The organism is Rubrivivax benzoatilyticus JA2 = ATCC BAA-35 (assembly GCF_000190375.1).
Taxonomy (GTDB): domain Bacteria; phylum Pseudomonadota; class Gammaproteobacteria; order Burkholderiales; family Burkholderiaceae_C; genus Rubrivivax; species Rubrivivax benzoatilyticus.
Window position 1 is genome coordinate 13127 of sequence record NZ_AEWG01000023.1, and the last position, 18184, is coordinate 31310.

The following is an 18184-nucleotide window of genomic DNA, read 5'->3' on the forward strand; positions in this document are numbered from 1 at the left end:
GGACTCGCGCGGGTCTCCGCCTGACGGCGGAGTCTGCCGCGTCAGCAACAACCAAGGATACCCAGTGGCACGTTACCTCGGCCCGAAGGCCAAGCTCTCCCGCCGTGAAGGCACCGACCTGTTCCTGAAGAGCGCCCGCCGCTCGATCGGCGACAAGGCCAAGTTCGACAGCAAGCCGGGTCAGCACGGCCGCACCAGCGGCTCGCGTACCTCCGACTACGGTGTTCAGCTGCGCGAGAAGCAGAAGGTCAAGCGCATGTACGGCGTGCTGGAGCGCCAGTTCCGCCGCTACTTCGCCGAAGCCGAGCGCCGCAAGGGCAACACCGGCTCGAACCTGCTCGCGCTGCTCGAGTCGCGCCTGGACAACGTCGTCTACCGCATGGGCTTCGGCTCGACCCGCGCCGAGTCGCGCCAGCTCGTGTCGCACAAGGCGATCACGGTCAATGGCCAGGTCGTCAACATCCCGTCGTACATGGTCAAGGCCGGCGACGTCGTCGCCGTGCGCGAGAAGGCCAAGAACCAGCTGCGCGTCCAGGACGCCCTGAAGCTGGCGCAGACCATCGGCCAGTGCGAGTGGGTGCAGGTCGACGCCACCAAGATGGAAGGCGTGTTCAAGAAGGTCCCGGATCGTGACCAGTTCGGCGCCGAGATCAAGGAAGCGCTGATCGTCGAACTCTACAGCCGCTGATCGGTCGCGGCCGGCGCGTGCCGGCCGCCGCCTCTGCGGTTGTCCCCATCTGGCGTTTCGCCTGCCGGGCGCGAAGCGGCCCCTACACAAAGCCCGGCGGTCCATCAGCCTTATCGGTGTAACGAGCCGAGGGTATTGACAGGAAACCACACACTCCATGCAAACCACTCTTCTGAAGCCCAAGGCCATTCACGTCGAGCCGCTCGGCGGCTACCGCGCCAAGGCGGTGCTCGAACCGTTCGAGCGCGGCTACGGCCACACGCTGGGCAACGCGCTGCGCCGCGTGCTGCTGTCGTCGATGGTGGGCTACGCGCCGACGGAGGTCACGATCGCCGGCGTGCTGCACGAGTACTCCGCGATCGACGGCGTGCAGGAAGACGTCGTCCACATCATGCTCAACCTGAAGGGCGTGGTGTTCCGTCTGCACAACCGCGACGAGGTCACGCTGGTGCTGCGCAAGGAAGGTGAAGGCGCAGTCACCGCGGCCGACATCCAGACGCCGCACGACGTCGAGATCATCAACCCCGATCACGTGATCGCGCACCTGTCGCAAGGCGGCAAGCTCGACATGCAGATCAAGGTCGAGAAGGGCCGCGGCTACGTGCCGGGCAACCTGCGCCGCTACGGCGACGAGGCGACCAAGGCCATCGGCCGCATCGTCCTCGATGCGTCGTTCTCGCCGGTCAAGCGCGTCAGCTACGCGGTCGAGAACGCCCGCGTCGAGCAGCGCACCGACCTCGACAAGCTGGTCATGGAGATCGAGACCAACGGCGCCATCACGCCGGAAGAAGCGATCCGCCAGTCGGCCAAGATCCTCGTCGAACAGCTCGCCGTGTTCGCGCAGCTCGAAGGCCAGGTCAGCGACATCTTCGAGCCGCAGCCGCAGCGCACGCCGAACTTCGACCCGATCCTGCTGCGTCCGGTCGACGAGCTCGAACTGACGGTGCGTTCGGCCAACTGCCTGAAGGCCGAGAACATCTACTACATCGGCGACCTGATCCAGCGCACCGAGACCGAGCTGCTGAAGACCCCGAACCTGGGTCGCAAGTCGCTCAACGAGATCAAGGAAGTGCTGGCCTCGCGCGGCCTGACCCTGGGTGCGCGCCTGGAGAACTGGCCGCCGCAAGGTCTCGACAAGCGTTGAGATCGCGGGCCGCTCGCGGCCCCGCTGCAAGAAACCGCTGCGGCTCCCGGTGACGGGAGCCGCGGTGTCGATAGGGGCCCCGCGGCCCCGGTCCAGCCTCGGTACCTGACACGGCCGGGGTGTCATAACCAAAGAAGGAACGCGCCATGCGCCACCGCCACGGACTTCGCAAACTGAACCGCACCAGCAGCCATCGCCTCGCGATGCTGCGCAACATGGCCAACTCGCTGATCCGCCACGAGGCGATCAAGACGACCGTGCCGAAGGCCAAGGAACTGCGCGCCGTCGTCGAGCCGCTGATCACGCTGGGCAAGACCCCGACGCTGGCCAACCGCCGCCTGGCGTTCGACCGCACCCGCGACCGCGAAGTGGTCACCAAGCTGTTCAACGAACTCGGCCCGCGCTACGCCACCCGTCCGGGCGGCTACACCCGCATCCTGAAGATGGGCTTCCGCGTCGGCGACAACGCGCCGATGGCCTTCGTCGAGCTGGTCGATCGTCCGGAACCGGCCGAAGAGACCACCGAAGCGGCCGAATAAGCCGATTCAGCCGAACAGACGGCCGTCGATTTCGACGGCCGTTTTGCTTTTCGGGGCGCCGCGCGATGCGGTGTCTGCCGGCTCCCCGCCGGCATGCGGTCTGCGGCCTCGCGGCCGCAGACCTGGCGCTTTCGCCGATCTCCGTTCCGAGCCGTCAAAGCCGCGAGTCCGGCAGCGGGCTGATCTGCGCCAATCGATGAGAATGCGTCGCATCTAGACTTCGGGTGTGATCAAGCGAACCGACGCCCTGGTGCTGACCGGTGTAACCGCAACAACGCCGTGGAGCACGGTTCGCCGATGGCTCGCGACGAGGCTGCGCCTGTCTTCGGCGGAAGCGGCCTTCGTGTCTGGAGCGATCCTCCTCGCGGCCCTGCTGATCCTGCTCGCCTTCCTGCCGGCGCCGCATGACGATGCGCGGCTGTTCTCGGACGGGTGGGGCGCCGAGAGTTTTGTCGAAGGGGAGGCCTGCTCGCCTGGCGACGTCGCCGTGCCCCAGCTGATGCCCCGGCCGCCAGTGAAGGCGACCGCCGTGGACCGGACCAGCCTGGCGCTGCGCTACCTCACCTGGGGATTGCTGCTGCCGCTGCTGGCGGCGACGGCGCTGTCGTCGCGGCGCGTGTGGGTGTGCAGGCCGGACCTCGTCATCGTGTTGCTGTACGGCCTGGTCCCGGCGTACCTGCAGTGGTCGGCCAATCCGGCGTTCGTCGCCTTGCGCCAAACGCTGGCCGGCGTCTGGCTGCAGCGCTGGCCGATGGCGGAAAGCCAGATCGTGTGGCTCGACATGATCTCCGTGGCGCTCTGGCACGGCGGCGGACTCGCGCTGGGCTTTGCCGTCTGGTCGCTGGTGGCCGCTGCTGCGGCCCTGTCCGCCACCGATCGAGTGTGTGTCGCCAGAAGCCTGGTGCCGCTGGGCATCGTGATTCTGACGCTCGGCCTCACCGAGGCGTCGGCGTCGTACCTCCGGGGGGAGGGTGTCGTGCTGGATGTGCTCCCGGTGCTGCGGGCCACGGCTCTCGCCGCTGGCGCCGTCTGGAGCGCCGTGGCCGGTGCACGAGCGATGCGGCCGCTGCCCGTGCGGGTGCGCTCGGTCGCCGCCGTCGTGCTGTGGGCGCTTCCGATCGGCCTCGCGCTGGGCCACGGCTGGTGGATGTACTTCGAGTGGACCGGCCGCTATCGCGTCTGAACGCATGAGGCGTCATCAGCTGCGGGTACTAGCGCGTTGCGAAAAAAGCATGTTATAGTCACTGTCTCAGTCGCGGGGTGGAGCAGTCTGGTAGCTCGTTGGGCTCATAACCCAAAGGTCGCAGGTTCAAATCCTGCCCCCGCAACCAAAATTCTTCAGTGCCGACAAGCACTTGCGAAGCCCGCCTCAAGCGGGCTTCGTCGTTTCCGGGCCTATGTGACGAGGTCTGTGACGGGGTCTGTGTCGTCACAACGATCGCGTTGCTGCGACATGACCCTTGGGTGCTGTGTCGACTCCGGCTGAAGGGCCGCTGGGTCAGAACCTGCCGCTGACCCCGTCGCCGCGTTGAAGTGGCTGCCGCTTCTCGATCAAGGCGGCGGCTGTGAGCCTCAGTCCGAAAGCGCCTTCAGCAGCGCATCCCGCCCGTCCTGATAGAACTCGATGTCGAGTCGAGTTGCCATCTCATCCGATAGCTCGAAGAGCTGGCGCCGGCACGAGACAGGCAGCAGCAGCGACTTCGCGCCCTTCTCGACGGCAATCTCAGCCAGCGTCACTGCGTTGTGAATCGGCTCGATGGTGCCGCCGAGCGTCACCTCACCGACCACCACCAGACCACCGCGGACTGACTTCTTCAGCAGCGCGCTGGACAGCGCGATGAGCGCACCGACGCCGGTCTTGGCGCCAGCCTTGGCAGCATCAAAGCCACGCAGCTGAACCGAGAACTCATGGGACCGCGGGTCACGGTCACCCACCAGTTGCTGCGCCCGTGCGTACAGGTTCTGCTCGGCACAGCGGATGGACTCCTTGAACGCAGCCGGTACCGGGTTGTTCAGCACCCGCACGCCGCTTCCAGGCCCTTCGTTGACCTCGAGCCGGAAGAGGCCCGGGTGCTCCTCGTCACCGCCGGGGCTCAGCACCCAGACCTGGCCGCACTCCAGCGGCTCGTCGCCAATGCCACCCTGACTCTGCAGTTCCGGCGTGCTGACGAACTTCTCGACGCCCTCGGCGCCCAGGGTGTAGCTGAAGTGGGTGTTGCGGAACTCGGCTGCACCGATGCGCTTCTGCTGTTCCTTGACCCGGCGGCGCACTTCCAGCGCCAGGCGCACGGCCCACTCGAGGTCTTCTTCGCTGACCGCCTCGTCCGAGCCGGGGTACATCAGCTTCAGCAGCCCGCTCACGGTCTTGTTGACGCCATTGAGGTCTCGGCCCGACAGCGCACCGCCCCAGCGCACACGCCCTTGCAACGTGGACACCCGGCTCTGGTTGCGCAGCTGGGTGAAGCACTCCGACAGGAAGTCGCTCACCAGGCCGAAATGGGCGGTGAACAGCGTGGGGTTCAGCTTCGGTACATCCCAGCCCGGCAGGAAGCAGTGGATGCGGTCCATGAAGGCCGTGTCGTCCCGCATCTCGGGCGGTAGCGGCCCGAAGAGGTGACCGATGCGCTGCTGGTGCTCCACATCGACGTCGAAGTTGCCCACCAGCACGATGGAGCCGTCCGCCCGGATGCTCTCCTTGCCCCGGGAGAACTCGCCGCTCTCCATGTAGCCCTTCATGATGTTGACGCCGTCCTTCTGGTCGAAGGACACGCCAGACACCTCGTCGAAGCACACCACGTCGTACTGGCAGACCAGACCGCGCTGGCCGCTGGCGTTGTTGACGAACATGCGGGCCACGGTCGCCTTGCCACCGGAGATGAGGTGGGCGTACGGTGAGACTTGCTGGAACAGGTGCGACTTGCCGGTGCCCCGAGGGCCGAGCTCCACCAGGTTGTAGTTGCGCTCCACGAACGGCACCATGCGCAGCAGCAGCGCGTCCTTGGCGCGTTCCGACAGGGTCTCGGGCTCGAAGCCGACGCTTCGCAGCAGCAGGTCGCGCCACTCGGCGGTGGAGAACTGCTCCCGCCCCTTGGCCAGAACGTCCAGCGTCTCGCGCTTTGAGAGCTGGATGGCCCGCAGCGCCTCGACGCCGAAGGGCCGCCCGCCCTTCTCCTGCGCGATGGACGCGTCGTAGCCCAGGGTCACCTCGGCGTAGAAGCCACCGGTGAGCATGCGCTCGTTCTCCTTGACCATCTCGGGCGTGAGCCGCACGTCCGTAAGGCGCAGGCTGGGCAAGGTGGCGATGTAGGAGTCGGTCTTCGAGTCCAGGCGCGCCGTGACGATATCGATAATCTTCACGGAGCCGGCCTCGCGTGCGCGGGCCTTGAAGAGCTCCTCTTCTCCGGCTTTCACCGTCCGCGACGCCAACTGCCTTTGGACGATATCCAGACCCTCCTGGATTTCCGCTTCGTCGGTGGTGGCGCAGTAGCGGCCCAGCAGGAACTCGACCACGTACGTCGGCACCGGGAACTGGCGGCTGAACGTCCGCACCAGGTCCTTGCGTACCACGTAGCCTTCGAAGGCAGCGGTTGCCTTCCTGTCCAAGTCGTCGAGTTGCATCGTCAATCACCCGTCAATCACAGTTGGGCGACCTGTCTGGAGCCGGTCGCCCGCCTTGCTGTTCTCTATCTCTGTGCCAGGTAACGAGGTAACAGCTCCGTCCCTGGCTTGGCTTCACTCAGCCACCCACTGTCGTCGCCTGCTTCTGCAGCACCTGGCCATCGGCTCCCACGATGACGACCACGGCCGCTGCGCCCAGGTTGTCGTCGTCGGCCACCGCCACGCTGGCCTTGCCGGCCTCCAGGGGCTTCACGCTGGCCACCAGGCTCGACGTCGCCAGCGCGGGCTTCGTCCGCACGTCCACCTTCAGCCCGGCCGACGAGCTGTCCACCGCGACGACGCAGCGCAGGCCTTTCCAGGTCACTGCCTTGATGGTGACCTGTGCCGCTGCCGCAGGTGCAGCCACCGCCAGTTCCAGCACCGGCACCAGGCACTCTTGCAGGCTCAGGCCACCGTGCGCGTAGTCGGCTCCAGCAATGAAGGACGACACGCCGGGCGCATACGCCACCTGAACATCCTTGCACCAATCCCAGCCGAAGGTCAGCGGGGTGCCGTGTGCCGTGTCCTTGAGCACGGCGCAGCGTCCCCAGCGGGTCTCGGCTTGGTGTTTGGGCAGCTCCGTCTTCGGCAAGCCACCGGGAACCAGCAGCCAGCCGTGGTCGGTGACGATGCGCACCCGACGCCAACCGGCATCGCGCAGTTCCTGCACCCGTTCGACCACCGCGGCCAGCTGGGCATCGACGTCTCGCGCGAGACGAACGCCGTGCTCGTGGCCGTAGTGGTCCAGGTCGCCCGACTCCGTCCAGGCACGTCCGCTCGGGTTACCTGTCTCGTGCTTGTCCAGCGGCTGCACGCCGTTGTCGGTCAACAGCTTCCTGAAGTTGTGGCCAGACAGCGGTTTGCCGTCTGCGGCGACGCGGGGCTCGAACTCCACGTCTTCCGCCGTGCCTGACACCAACCCGGCCACTGGTGAACACCAAGCCTTGCCGGACGCCGTGACCGAAGGCATGCTGGTCCAACGGGCCGCCAATATCGTGGCGCCCAGCCCATCCAGCTTGGCGCGGAGCCGCTGGGCGACGTCGTACCGCAGGCCATCCACGAACACCGTGCAGGTGCCTGAATCAGCTGCTGCGTCTGATGCTGCCTGCAGCGGCGGTAGGCCCCCCACCTTCTTCACGGCGTCCTGCAGCCGCTTGGCCGCTTCTTCGAGCCAGGGCAGGTAGACGGCGCGCACCGCGGCGCCAACGGCGTCGGTGTCTGCCTTAGTCTGCGCGGCGCCTATGGCCAGCGTGGCCGCCTCGTCCACACGCCACCCAGACTGCTGGTAGCTCGCAGCCAGCTCCGAAGGCGTAGCGCCGATGGGCGCCGCCGCGCTCAGCTCAGCCAATCGAGCCAGGTGCTCCAGCGCTTGAGCCAAGGGCGACTGCCCCATGCGGGACCACAGCCAACCCCGGCGCGCGCCGTGCTCCTTCTCAGCGGTGGCGATAGCGGTACGAGCCTGGGCGGCATCCATGGCTGCACATGCAGACAGCGCGTAGCGCAGACTCGCCTCGCCTTGCTCGTTCGCTAGCGGGTAGCCGGCCAAAGGTCCATGCAGGTCCATGTCCGGGAACAGCCCCAACTGCGGTGGCTGCACGGTGCGGAGCAGCGTCAGCACCTCCGGGAAGCTCGTGTACGAGTCCCGATAGAGCTCAGCCACTGCTGCCCACTTGCCCTCGCGCCGGGCCAGCTTCTCAGCAGCAACAAGGGCGCCTTCACTGACCGGGTCGAAGCCGAAGTCGGACTTGGCCCGCTTGGAGAACACGTCCCACCGTACGCCAGCCCAGTCCTTCTGCGTTGCTTGGGGGGCGTTCATCCACACCAGCAGGTCTCGGGTCGGATTCGGTGCCAGCAGGCTCAGCAACCACTCGGCATTGATTTGCCGACCCTTCAGCTCGTCCAGCGGCCTGTCGAGCAAAACGCCGGCGGACAGCACCTGGGCCAGGGCCTCCTGCGTAGCCTTGTCCTGCGCCACGTCCAGCCCAAGGCCACCGTTCTTCGAAGACAGGAAAGCGCTGACCGTCCAGTCCTTGGTGTTGACCTGGCTCCAGAACACGCCCCGGTACTGCAGCTCAGCCAGCGGCTGCAGGTCCCGCGGGCAGCTCTCGATGGCCCGCAACTCTGCACGGCTGACACCCGGCAGGTAGACGACGGGCACGCCCTGGAATTGCACCTCCGGCAACACGCCGGCAATAGCGCACTTGAGCCACACGGAGGGACCGGTTCGCGACGGCGGGTCAAATGTGCCAAGTTCGCACAGCCCCGGCACCGACTGTTTGAGCGCCGGAATGGCTGCGGCCCACTGCCGCTCCTTGTCTGGCCACAGTACTGCCGCGGCGGGCGCTGCCGTATGGCTGTTGCCCTTAGCGACGGCCAACAGCTTCTCAGCCAGCGAGCTGCCAAGATTCTCTGAACTCGTGGGCATGTGCTTCATTGCTTAGCGCCTCCGCTTCCTGCCGAACCGGTCAACACAAGCTGCCCTGCCGCCCGAGTGCGTAGCGGACGGGTTTCTTCAGCTTTTCGACAGCGCCCGTCTCGCTAGCCCGCTTGAGCCAAACTTTGGCTTGACTCTTCTCAATGCAAAGAAGAGCGGCAATATCCTCTTCAGACAGTGCCCCTCCGCTTAGCAGCTTTCCGAGCCGAACGCTGAAGTCGAAATACATATCCATCGGCGAGGCGCCGCTGTCCGATAGAGACTGCGCAATGGTGCCGACTTCTTCAGCTCCGCTTGTATTGGCTGTACCCTTGGTACCCGCTGGAACATCGGGAAGCTCAGGGAGCTTGGGCTGCTCGACAACAGCGGAAGCGGCTGTATCCGGCCCGGGCGTAGCCAGGGAGCTGGACGTAGAACTGGTCTCGACCTCGCCGCTCGAAGCATGGGTCGGCTGGGGTTCAGCTTCTCCCGCCGCCGGTGGCTCCAGGAGTGAAGGCTGCATAGCCGTATCGACGACATTGATTGGGTTCTCCCCTGATGGCCCACTGCCAAAAATCTCCTTGAGGCTTTCGTCCGATTTATCCGAAAGCATGAACGGCAGCCCGCCCTCCGCAATCAGCGCTGCGTTGCCTGCGCCTTCACCAGGTGAGCGGACGTACATCGGAACCCATCCATGCTTGAGGTTCTCGATAGCCCCCTCCCAAGTACCGCCACTGCGCAGCGCCGAGTCGATAACCAATGCCTGGTCCGCCAGGGTGTAGATATAGCGATTGCGCCCCATCGCATTGCCCGCGTTGAAGCCCGCCTCCGGGAAAAACGGCGACACGAGCACCAGTCGTCCTTCTTGGAGGCCCACCCGGTTCTGACGGTTGACGCTCGTTTTGAGCAGGTCGCTGGCCAAAACGCCAATGCAAGAGCCGCCCGCCTCGGTGGCGCCCTGCATGGCTGCCGCGTCAACACCACGGGCGCCGCCGGAAACCACCGCCATCTCCTCGCTGGCACAGCGCGCCGCGATGGCGCGTGTGTACTCCAGCGCCGACTCTGTCGCATCTCGCGAGCCGATGATGGCCAAGCCGCCCAAGTCCAGCAGCGTCTTGTCGCCTGCGCCGTAAAGCAAGGGAGGTGTCGCGTGCTTCAGGTGACGCCGAAGTCGCTTCGGGAACTCCGCGTCCCCCCTGGAAATCACCCACAGTCCCCCACGCGTCCAACGCTCCAGCGCCAAGGCCATCGCAGTGCCGCGCCCAAGCAGGAACTCGATGCGCTTGCGCTCCAGCCTGGATTGATGCACGTCCGAGAGGGCTTCTCGCCCCGCGCTGTTGACCAGGTCAGACGGGCGAAGACTGCGGCCAAGCAGCCACTTGGCCAGCTCCCCATATTCCCTGGCCGAGAGCGGCTGGTAGGGGTCTTGCTTCTCGCCGCCGAAGCGGCCGCAGAGCAGCAGAACTGCTTCGGTGTCTTCGCTCAAGTCATGGTCGTTCATCGAATGTCTTTCATTTCGCCGCAGTCGTCGCCAGCGCAAACGGCAACACGGCCTGCACGCCAGCCTGTCTCAGCAAGGCTGCCGTGAGTGTGAGCGTCCAGGCCGAGTCGACGACGTCATCGACCAGGAGCACGGGGTCGGAGTAACAGAGGTCCACATCCACGGCAAAGGCGCCGTCGAGGTTGTGGCATTGGTGAAAGCGGTTCTCCATCTGCTTCTGTGGCTCCGTCTCTCGCGTCTTCTGAACAGCGTCGCGGAACGGAATGCCCAAGGCGTCTGCCAGCCTACGGGCGAAGTCAGGAACCAGTTCGGGATGCCTGAGGGAGGGGATGCAAGCCACCCAGGCAGCCCGTGCGCCTTGAGGCCAGCGCTGCTTGACCAGTTCAGCCGTGGCGGCAACCAGCTCATCATCGAACCGACCTGCGGCCTTGCCCTGTGCCACCAGTGCACCCCACACGGGTTCGCCCCAGCGCGAAAGCACGCGGCCGTCTTCACCGCGAAGCTCGTGCGGGATGTTCTGCCCTCGCCATGCAAACTGACCAGCGTACTGGGCGAGCGCAGGCAAATCCCACTGCTTCTTCAACTGCAGCGGCATCTCGCTGTGCCGAACGAAGCGCTGCGCGTCGATGAGGTTGGTTCGGCTGGTCTCGAAGGGCAGGATGGGTTGCCGCAAACAGAACGCGCAACGCCCGCAAGGTCCGCTGGTGTCGTCATCGAGTGCGGTGGCCAAGAACTGCATGGAGCACCGCTGGTTGGCGACGTACTGCTGCATCTGCTCCCATTCCAGCTCCCGCTGCCTGGTCAGGTGCGCGATGCGCTCGCGGTCCATCTTGTAGGGGTTTGGCGTCCGAAACCACTTCCCCTCGATGCGCATGACAGGTGACTTGGGCTCAACCACCAACAGCTTCAGCACCTTCTCAATCTGAGAGGGCCTTAGGTTCACCGCCCGTTCCAGGTCACGGACCTTCATGCCGTCCTCGGCCTCGTCCAGCGCATTCAGGATGCGGTCGACCTGCCACTCGGGCGGGAAGGCAGCCTCACGGAAGAACTCATTGATATCGCCGTCCTCATCCCCCGCCATCAGCACGCCGTAGGCGCGCGGGATGGCCCGGCCGGCCCGGCCGACCTGCTGGTAGTAGGCGACGACGTTGCCAGGCGTCTGGAAGTGAATGACGAAGGTGAGGTCGGGCTTGTCGTAGCCCATTCCGAGAGCCGTGGTAGCGACCAGGCACTTCAGTTGGTTCGCAGACAGCGCCTGTTCCAGTCGCTCCCGTTCTGGCCCGTCAATGTCAGAGTGGTAGGCATGGGCATCGACGCCTTTTTGGCGCAGCCAGTCGGCGACGCGCTCGGCATCTCGGGTCGTCAACGTGTAGACGATGCCGCTTCCGGGGAGCTCGGGAATCCGGTCCGCCAGCCAAGCCAGGCGGTCCGCCGCGCTGGGCATCTGCATCACTTGCAAAGCGAGGCTGTCCCGCATCAAGGGACCGCGCTGAACTTGGACACCAGCACCCAGCTGCGAGCCAACGTCCTGCTCCACCCGTCGGTTTGCCGTGGCCGTGGTGGCGAGCACCGCGATGTTGTTGGGGAGTCGCTCGAGCACCTGGCCAATGCGCCGGTAGTCGGGTCGGAAGTCGTGTCCCCAATCCGAGATGCAGTGAGCCTCGTCGATGACCAGCATGCCGATGCGCGCCGCGATGGGCTGCAGAACGCCCGCCACAAACTCATCGTTGGCCAGCCGTTCCGGTGAAATCAACAACAGGTCCGCGCCATCGGCAAGCAAGGTGCGGCGAATGTCGGGCCAATCGTCAACGTTCGTGGAATTGATGGTCAGCGCTTTGAGATTCAGGCGGTTGGCTGCCTCAATCTGGTTGCGCATCAGCGCCAAGAGCGGCGACACGATGAGGGTCACGCCGTGCCCCTGCGCCCTCATGAGCTTGGCCGCAACGAAATAGACCATGCTCTTGCCCCAGCCCGTTCGCTGGATGCACAGCACCTTGCCCCGCTGATTGACGATGTGGTCAATAGCTTCCCACTGACCGTCTCGAAAGTCTGCCGCGGGGCTTCCCATCGCGGCCCGCAACAACTCCTGTGCTTCGGCTCGACTGACCATTGGTTCTTTTCTCCCTGGGTATCTTTTCTTCTTTGGCTCGGCTCAGGCTCGAGCAGCCCGCTTCTCCGCCACCGTCAGGTGGTGGTCATTGATGCGGTCACCCTTGAAGACCTTGAACCACGGTGCGCTCTCGACGTCCTTGCCCCGGTCCTTGTCCCAAGTGATGTTTAGCTTGGGCTTCTTGTTATGGCGCAGGACCTCGGCGGTCATGAAGGGGCGGATGTTGAGCCGCACGCCGTCGTTGAGGTCGGGGTTCCAGCCGATGGGCTGTTCGGAGAGCTTCTTCCAGCGGACAAAAATGTCGTAGGGCGGCTCGCCTTCCAGGATGAGCTCCAGCCGGCGCTTCAGGTCCTGCGCGGCGGCCAGGCGGGTGGGGGCACCGTCCACGCCCGAGCGAACGCCGGCCTCCTGCTGGCGAATCCAGTCGCCCAGGTAGGTGTGGATGAGGCGCTCCAGCTTCTTGTGGTCGAGCTGGTGGTAGTTCACCAGCGCGGAAAAACCATCTTTCAGGCCGTCCCACACGTGCCAGATGAAGGGGCGGTGGTGGAAGCGCTTGGCGTGCTGCTCGAAGAACTTCTCGCGCAGCCAGACGTCCAGACCCTTGCCAGCGCACTCGGCATCGGCCAGCAGCTTGTCAAGCACGGCGGGCTTCCAGCTGCCGGGCTGCACGGTCTCCCAGGCAGCAATCAGCAGCTTGAGCAGCCGGTCATGCGCGGGCGCCTCGCCGCGCACCGAGGGCAGGCAGACGATGCCGTCGTCGTCGGTGTGCTCGGCCAGCTTCTCGCAGCGGGCAATCCAGGTGCGGGCCTCATCGGCCAGTTCCATCGCCGTGTGGGTCTCGGCCGGCCAGCGGTAGCCGGCCAGGCGGGCGACGGCGACTTGCAGCGGGTCGGTGCCGGGCTGCGGGTGGCCGTGGAACAGCCATTGCGTTGGGTCATCGGAGTACGGCTTGGGTAGGCCGTCAGGGTAGCGCTCAGCCGCTACGTTTTCCCACCGCGCTGAGTCGAACGGAACCTTTCCGAACGACGAGTTCGTAACGGCAACCTTCTGGTCAACTCTTCGCAGAGCAGTACGAAACTCATCAGAGTTCAAGAAGCACCACAGTGCATCGACAGAGACACTGGAACCTCTGGGCTGGATGACAGTAATCTCACTTGCGAAGTGATTGCCGCTATAAACGGACGTACTCAATCTCATCGTCCCAACGCAAACGCCGGGCAGACCCCAGGCGCTCTTGCCTCTAAAACTGGCGCCTTCCTGGCAGACAGTAGTCAATTCCCCGTATCCGTCCTCCCAATAAAGCATATCGGTCATCCCGCCGACGTATCCCGTAGTGTCAGTTGAGCGGTGATACCTAACCCAGCCGTCCTTAATACCCTCCCTCTCCCAGAATCCACGCGTGAATCTCAGGTCGTCGCTAGTTTTTATCCCCTGCCAGCTGAAGCACACGTCGCCAAGGTACTGGCTTGCTCCGACATCTTCCAACGAGACAACTGCTGCCGGATTCTTAAGCTGAGTCGCCTGACTTTTCTCAATGAGAGGTAGTTCTGCCAACCCCGTTTGTTTGCTCTGAACATCAAGGCATCCATTCAAGTCAATGCCACTGAGGCTGTGCAACTTGTTGGGTCGAACATTTGCAAACGTGAACAAGGCGACATTTACGACTTCGCCGCTAATCGTCGCGAAAGCGCCTGTTCCCAGCCTGCCGAGCAGAAGCCAGCTTTTGTCGGTGAGCAGGCGGCGTCGTTGCGTCTCAGAACGACCTTGGAAGAGCCAGTTCTGCGGCATCACAACTTGCACAACTCCCAACTCACTACCGCGAGACAGTTCAAAACAGCGGTCGAGAAATACATTGGCAAGGTCGTTTCTCCCGTCCGAGTAAAACGACTCGCAATAGGTCTTCAGTACATCCGACTGCCTGGCTCGTGCTAGATACGGCACGTTAGTCACGACCAAGTGGTAGCGCCCATCAAGCAGCCGGGCGGCATCTAGCAGCCCCCTGGCGGTGAGCGCCAGGTCCCAGCTGTCGTCCTGCAGTTCACTGGCCTGCCCCCACAGCGTCGCCGGACGCTCGGTGGCCAGTGCACGTCCCAGCAGGTCACGCAGGGTGTCAAAGCTCGACGTGGCCAGGTCGTTCTTCAGACTGCGCGCCGGGTCCAGCAGGCTGCCCAGCAGCGGCGCCTGAGCGAAGCTGGCGTGCAGCAGGCGCAGTTCCTGCCGCAAGTAACCCGCGTTCGGTGCGTCATCCGGCACGAGGGCCATCCAGTCCTCGGGCTTGGCGGCTACCTTCAGGCCGCAGCAGGCCACCTGCGGCGCGGGCATGTCGGCGCGCACGCCCAGCGGGTCGCCGTTTTCGTCTGGGAAACGCCAGGCCGCCAGGGCCAGCGCGAAGACGGCAATCTCCACGCAGCGGGCGTCCAGTTCCAGACCGTGCAGGTTGTCGTGCAGTACGGCATCCACCGCATCCATCGCGCTCAGGCCCTCGGCCGCCATGCGCATCGGCACCAGCAGCAGGAAAGCCGCCACCAGGAAGTGGCCCGAACCGCAGCAGGGGTCCAGCAGCTTGAACTCGTCGAGCTTGTTGGGCCAGTCTTCGAACTTGCCGGCCGCTGGCGTGCCGTCTTCCAGCGTGCGCAGGTAGGTCAGTGGCACGGGGCAGGTCTTGCCTGGGTGGCGGGTCACCCACCAAGCCCCCAGTGAGTTGTGGAGCAGGAAGTCCACCATGTAGGGTTCAGTGAAAAGCTGGGTGACGGCGGGCAGCTCGTCGGCACCAATCTTCACTTCCGAGGCGTTGACCTCGTCCTTGCGCTTGGCCTGCCAGAACTGGTAGACCCAACCAAGGCTGTCGCTGGCTTTGAACACCTCGGTCGGCAGCCCCGCCAGCAGGCGCTCCAGCTCTCGCTGGTGCTCGGGCGCGAAGGCCAGCTCGAACACCGGGCTCTTCGGTTTGAACACCTGGGGCAGCATGCGGGCGGCCAGCTTGCCGGCCAACTCCCACTGGGTCTTAGAGCTGAGCTTCTCGCCCTCCAACATGGCCTGTTCGTGGTCGACCAGGTTCTGGCAGTCCTCCAGCGACACCGGAGCACCCAGCTCCCACATCAACAGCCCGTTCTCGGCCAGGAAGCGGGCAAACAGCATGCGGTGCCAGTGTTCGTAGGCCACCTCCCACACCAGGTGCTGCAGTCCCTGGGTGTCGTCCTTGGCCTTCACATCGCCCAGCGCGCGGCCGTGGGCGCGCAGGCGGCGGCGCAGGGCCTTGAGGTCGTCGCTCAGGTAGTCCGGGGCCTTCGCCTCGCTCACGGCCAGTTGCCGAAGGGCGGCCAGCGCGGCCTTCTCGGCCACGTCGCGGGCGGACTTGACGGTGTTCTCGAGCTGGCTGCGCAGCGGCTTGGCCAGGGGCTGGTTGCTGATGCTTGCGGTCGGCATGGTGTTCTTTGTCTTCCCTGAATGGGGTAACGCAGGTAACGGCGGTGGTTCCTCGGTCTCCCCTTTGGACGTCTTCGGTCGTTACAGCGCCACGGGCCCCTTCTGAAGCTTGGCGCTGAGCAGCGCCTCCACCTCAGCCAACCAGGACTTCAGCTCGGCCTCGTCGTTCAGCGTGCGCTTGGGCAGCGACACGTGCACGACGTTGGGCTTGAGCAGCTGCACCGCGGCATGCCGCGCTGCTTCGAACCGGCTGGGCAAAGCCTGGGTCTTGGAGACCCAGTGGTCCAGGTCGCAGTCGTCCAGGGCGTCCTGCAGCTGCTCGGGCGTGCCGGTGGACACGGCCGGCGGCGGCGTGAGGTGGTGCTTGGCCGTGAGTTCATCGCGCTGGGTGTTGCCAAGCTTGTTCCAGTCGGCGTCCTGCTGCAGCAGGGCCTGCTGCTGGGCGAAGCCTTGTTGGAAGGCGTCAAGCTTGGCCTTCAGGGCCTGACGCAGCAGGTCGACCGTCTCGTCCAACAGAGGGCGAACAGGGTCCGGGTCCGCCAGCAGGCTTCGCTGGGCTTCGATGGCATCGGCCTCAGCCTTCAGCTTGGCATAGGGGCCGAGGGCTTTTGCATGGCGAAGCAGGTCGCCCAGCTTGTGCCACGCAGGCATGCGCTTCGCAATCTCGGCCGCGGTCTTGGTCCAGCCTTGCGAAAGAGCCAGCACTTCGTCGTGCCGGTTGAACAGTTCCAGCAGCTGTGCGTTGCCGCTCTGCGCCTCGATGGCTTCGATGACGGTGAGCTTCGGCGTCTCGGGTGCCGGTGCCGGGCCGCCTGCCTTGGAGGCTTGCTCGCGCAACTTGGCCAGCAGGGCTGGCATCCGGTTCAGCTCTTCCTTGGGCTGGCAAGGCACGCCCACGGCGTCGAACAGCTTGCGAATCTTGATGAGCTGAATCGGCGTGATGTTGATGCTCTCGCGCCGGAAGCTGGTCTGCGTGAGCTTGGCGCGGTCCAGGCTCTTGGCATCAACGGGCTTGGAGGCTGTGTCGGCAGCGTTGACATGACCGGACGCCAGCAGTGCGTAGAGCGCGCCGTCGATGGCGTCACGCGGCCAGCCGTAGGGCGGCGCCTCGAAGTTCTCGCGAATCTCAGAGCCCTTCTTGCCGGGGCCGATGAAGCCCAGCAACTTCTGGCAGACCGGGTGCTTGTCAGCTTCCTGGGTGTGGCCGACGGCCTTGAGGGCCTCCAGGTTGCCCTTGCGAGCTTCGTCCAGCACCTTGCCCCACTGCTCGTGGTCGGCCGCATCGAACTGGCTGTAGAGGCGGATAGCAGAAGACTTTGCCGCGCGGTTGATGCGGTCGGCCAGGTCGTTGCCGTCGGTGGCCTCCTGACCGCCGGCCTGGAACACGCGCACGCCGGCCATCAGCTTGTCCACCAGCTCGGCCAGCTCCTTCTCGGCGTTGCGCTGGCGGCTCTCCATCGAGCGCTGGGCGTCGCGGCCTTCTTCGGTGGACGGATTGCCCTTCTTCTGGAGCGTGGTGCGTGCTGCTTCCAGCGCAACGATGGCGTTCGTCAGCTCGGTCTTGTGCTGGGCCGGCAGGAAGGCGAAGAGCGTGGGGTTGTCGGAGCTCTTGGCCTTGGACTCGGCGATGACCGACTTTTCTTCGGTCTGCCAGCCATCCTGAATCCATAGGTACAGGCTCTTGTCGTTGTCTTTAGGCAGGGCGTCGTCGTAGGTGGGGCTGAGCGTGCGCACCTCGTTGCCCTTGCCCTGGGTGACGCGCACCTTCTTCAGCACCTCGGCAAAGCGGGTCTTGAGCAGGTCGGCGCGCTTCTGTTCCACGCGCTGCGGCGCGGCCTTGAGCTCGGCCTCCTGGGCACGGAACTCGTCGTACCAGGCGCTGGACTCGCGGGTCTGCAGCCGGTACTCGGTGCCGTTGCCGCCGGCCAGCGCCATGACCAGCCGGTCTTTGTTCTGCAGTTCTTCCAGCAGGGCCGGCAGCAACTTGCGCAACTCGGACGAGCCCGCGGACAGGTCGGTGACCAGCAGGTCGGCCAGGGCCTCTTCGGTCGCTTTCAGACCCAGGTCCATCGCTGCATCGGCTGGCAGCTTGTTGATGAGGTAGATGAGCTTGAGCAGCTTGGCCTTGAGCTGGGCGCTCGCATCCCCCGCTGCAAAGCGCTGGACGTTCTCGAACACCTCCTTGGGCAACTGCGCCGTCGAGACGAGATTGGCGGCAATCTGGTCGTAGAGGAAGTCGCCGGAGACGACGTGCCCCAGCGGGGCCTCAGCGGTGGCCAGCACGGCCTCGTGCACCACGCGCAACTGGCTGCGCAGCTGCGACACGGTGCCGGTGGTGTCGATAGTGCGGAGAACGCGTTCCCAGAAGCGTCGGCGAACCGGCAGCAGCGGGTAGTCGGACGTCATGACGCTCTCGTCGTCGGTGACGTGCTCGAGCTTGGTCCCGCGCAGGTGGCGGGAGATTTCGCCGAGGTTGTTGCGCCAGACCTTCTCGACCTCGGGCTGCACCGAGGGCTTCTTGGCCAGGATGATTTGGCGGGTGACGTTCTCGACGTCCCAGTCACCCAGCATCACCTGAACCGGGAAGCGACCCATCAAGCGCTGCAGGTTGACCATACCGGACAGTGCTGACTGGCCCGTGGCCACGAAGAGCAGCTTGCCGTTGAAGTGCTTGCTCAGCGTCTCGGTGACCTCTTGGACCTGGAA

At 65.1% G+C, this 18184-nt stretch carries 10 protein-coding genes and 1 tRNA gene; 5 read left to right on the forward strand and 6 right to left on the reverse strand.

The window, feature by feature from the left end; all coding sequences use genetic code 11:
- Positions 1–64: 64 nt before the first annotated feature.
- The 5 genes from rpsD (at position 65) to RBXJA2T_RS02225 (ending at position 3702) form a co-directional block, all read left to right on the forward strand.
- The gene (gene rpsD, locus RBXJA2T_RS02205; protein WP_009855683.1) at positions 65–688 is read left to right on the forward strand and encodes a 30S ribosomal protein S4; all 624 of its coding nucleotides are present in this window, start codon (positions 65–67) and stop codon (positions 686–688) included.
- A 157-nt stretch (positions 689–845) separates the two neighbouring features.
- Positions 846–1832: a DNA-directed RNA polymerase subunit alpha gene (locus RBXJA2T_RS02210; protein WP_009855684.1), complete on the forward strand. Its 987-nt coding sequence runs from the start codon at positions 846–848 to the stop codon at positions 1830–1832.
- Between the two features lie 146 nt (positions 1833–1978).
- Entirely contained in the window at positions 1979–2371 is a 393-nt protein-coding gene (rplQ, locus tag RBXJA2T_RS02215; protein WP_009855685.1) for a 50S ribosomal protein L17, read from the forward strand.
- 226 nt (positions 2372–2597) lie between these two features.
- Positions 2598–3554, forward strand: a complete 957-nt coding sequence (locus RBXJA2T_RS02220) for a hypothetical protein (RefSeq protein WP_009855686.1) — start codon at positions 2598–2600, stop codon at positions 3552–3554.
- 71 nt (positions 3555–3625) lie between these two features.
- Positions 3626–3702, forward strand: a tRNA-Met gene (locus tag RBXJA2T_RS02225).
- A 241-nt stretch (positions 3703–3943) separates the two neighbouring features.
- Here RBXJA2T_RS02225 and brxL read toward each other — a convergent pair.
- The 6 genes from brxL to brxC form a co-directional block, all read right to left on the reverse strand.
- The gene (gene brxL, locus RBXJA2T_RS02230) at positions 3944–5989 is read right to left on the reverse strand and encodes a protease Lon-related BREX system protein BrxL (protein WP_009855687.1); all 2046 of its coding nucleotides are present in this window, start codon (positions 5987–5989) and stop codon (positions 3944–3946) included.
- Positions 5990–6107: 118 nt separating this feature from the next.
- Complete coding sequence (gene pglZ / locus RBXJA2T_RS02235; RefSeq protein WP_029719004.1) at positions 6108–8462, reverse strand: BREX-1 system phosphatase PglZ type B; 2355 nt, start codon at positions 8460–8462, stop codon at positions 6108–6110.
- A 31-nt stretch (positions 8463–8493) separates the two neighbouring features.
- Positions 8494–9942 (reverse strand): DNA-processing protein DprA, encoded by a 1449-nt coding sequence (locus RBXJA2T_RS02240; protein WP_009855689.1) that lies wholly within the window; start codon positions 9940–9942, stop codon positions 8494–8496.
- Between the two features lie 10 nt (positions 9943–9952).
- Positions 9953–12052 (reverse strand): RecQ family ATP-dependent DNA helicase, encoded by a 2100-nt coding sequence (locus RBXJA2T_RS02245; RefSeq protein WP_009855690.1) that lies wholly within the window; start codon positions 12050–12052, stop codon positions 9953–9955.
- A gap of 42 nt (positions 12053–12094) precedes the next feature.
- The gene (locus RBXJA2T_RS02250; RefSeq protein WP_009855691.1) at positions 12095–15478 is read right to left on the reverse strand and encodes a DNA methyltransferase; all 3384 of its coding nucleotides are present in this window, start codon (positions 15476–15478) and stop codon (positions 12095–12097) included.
- 81 nt (positions 15479–15559) lie between these two features.
- The coding region (brxC, locus tag RBXJA2T_RS02255) for a BREX system P-loop protein BrxC (RefSeq protein ID WP_009855692.1) at positions 15560–18184 on the reverse strand (2625 nt) is incomplete at its 5' end.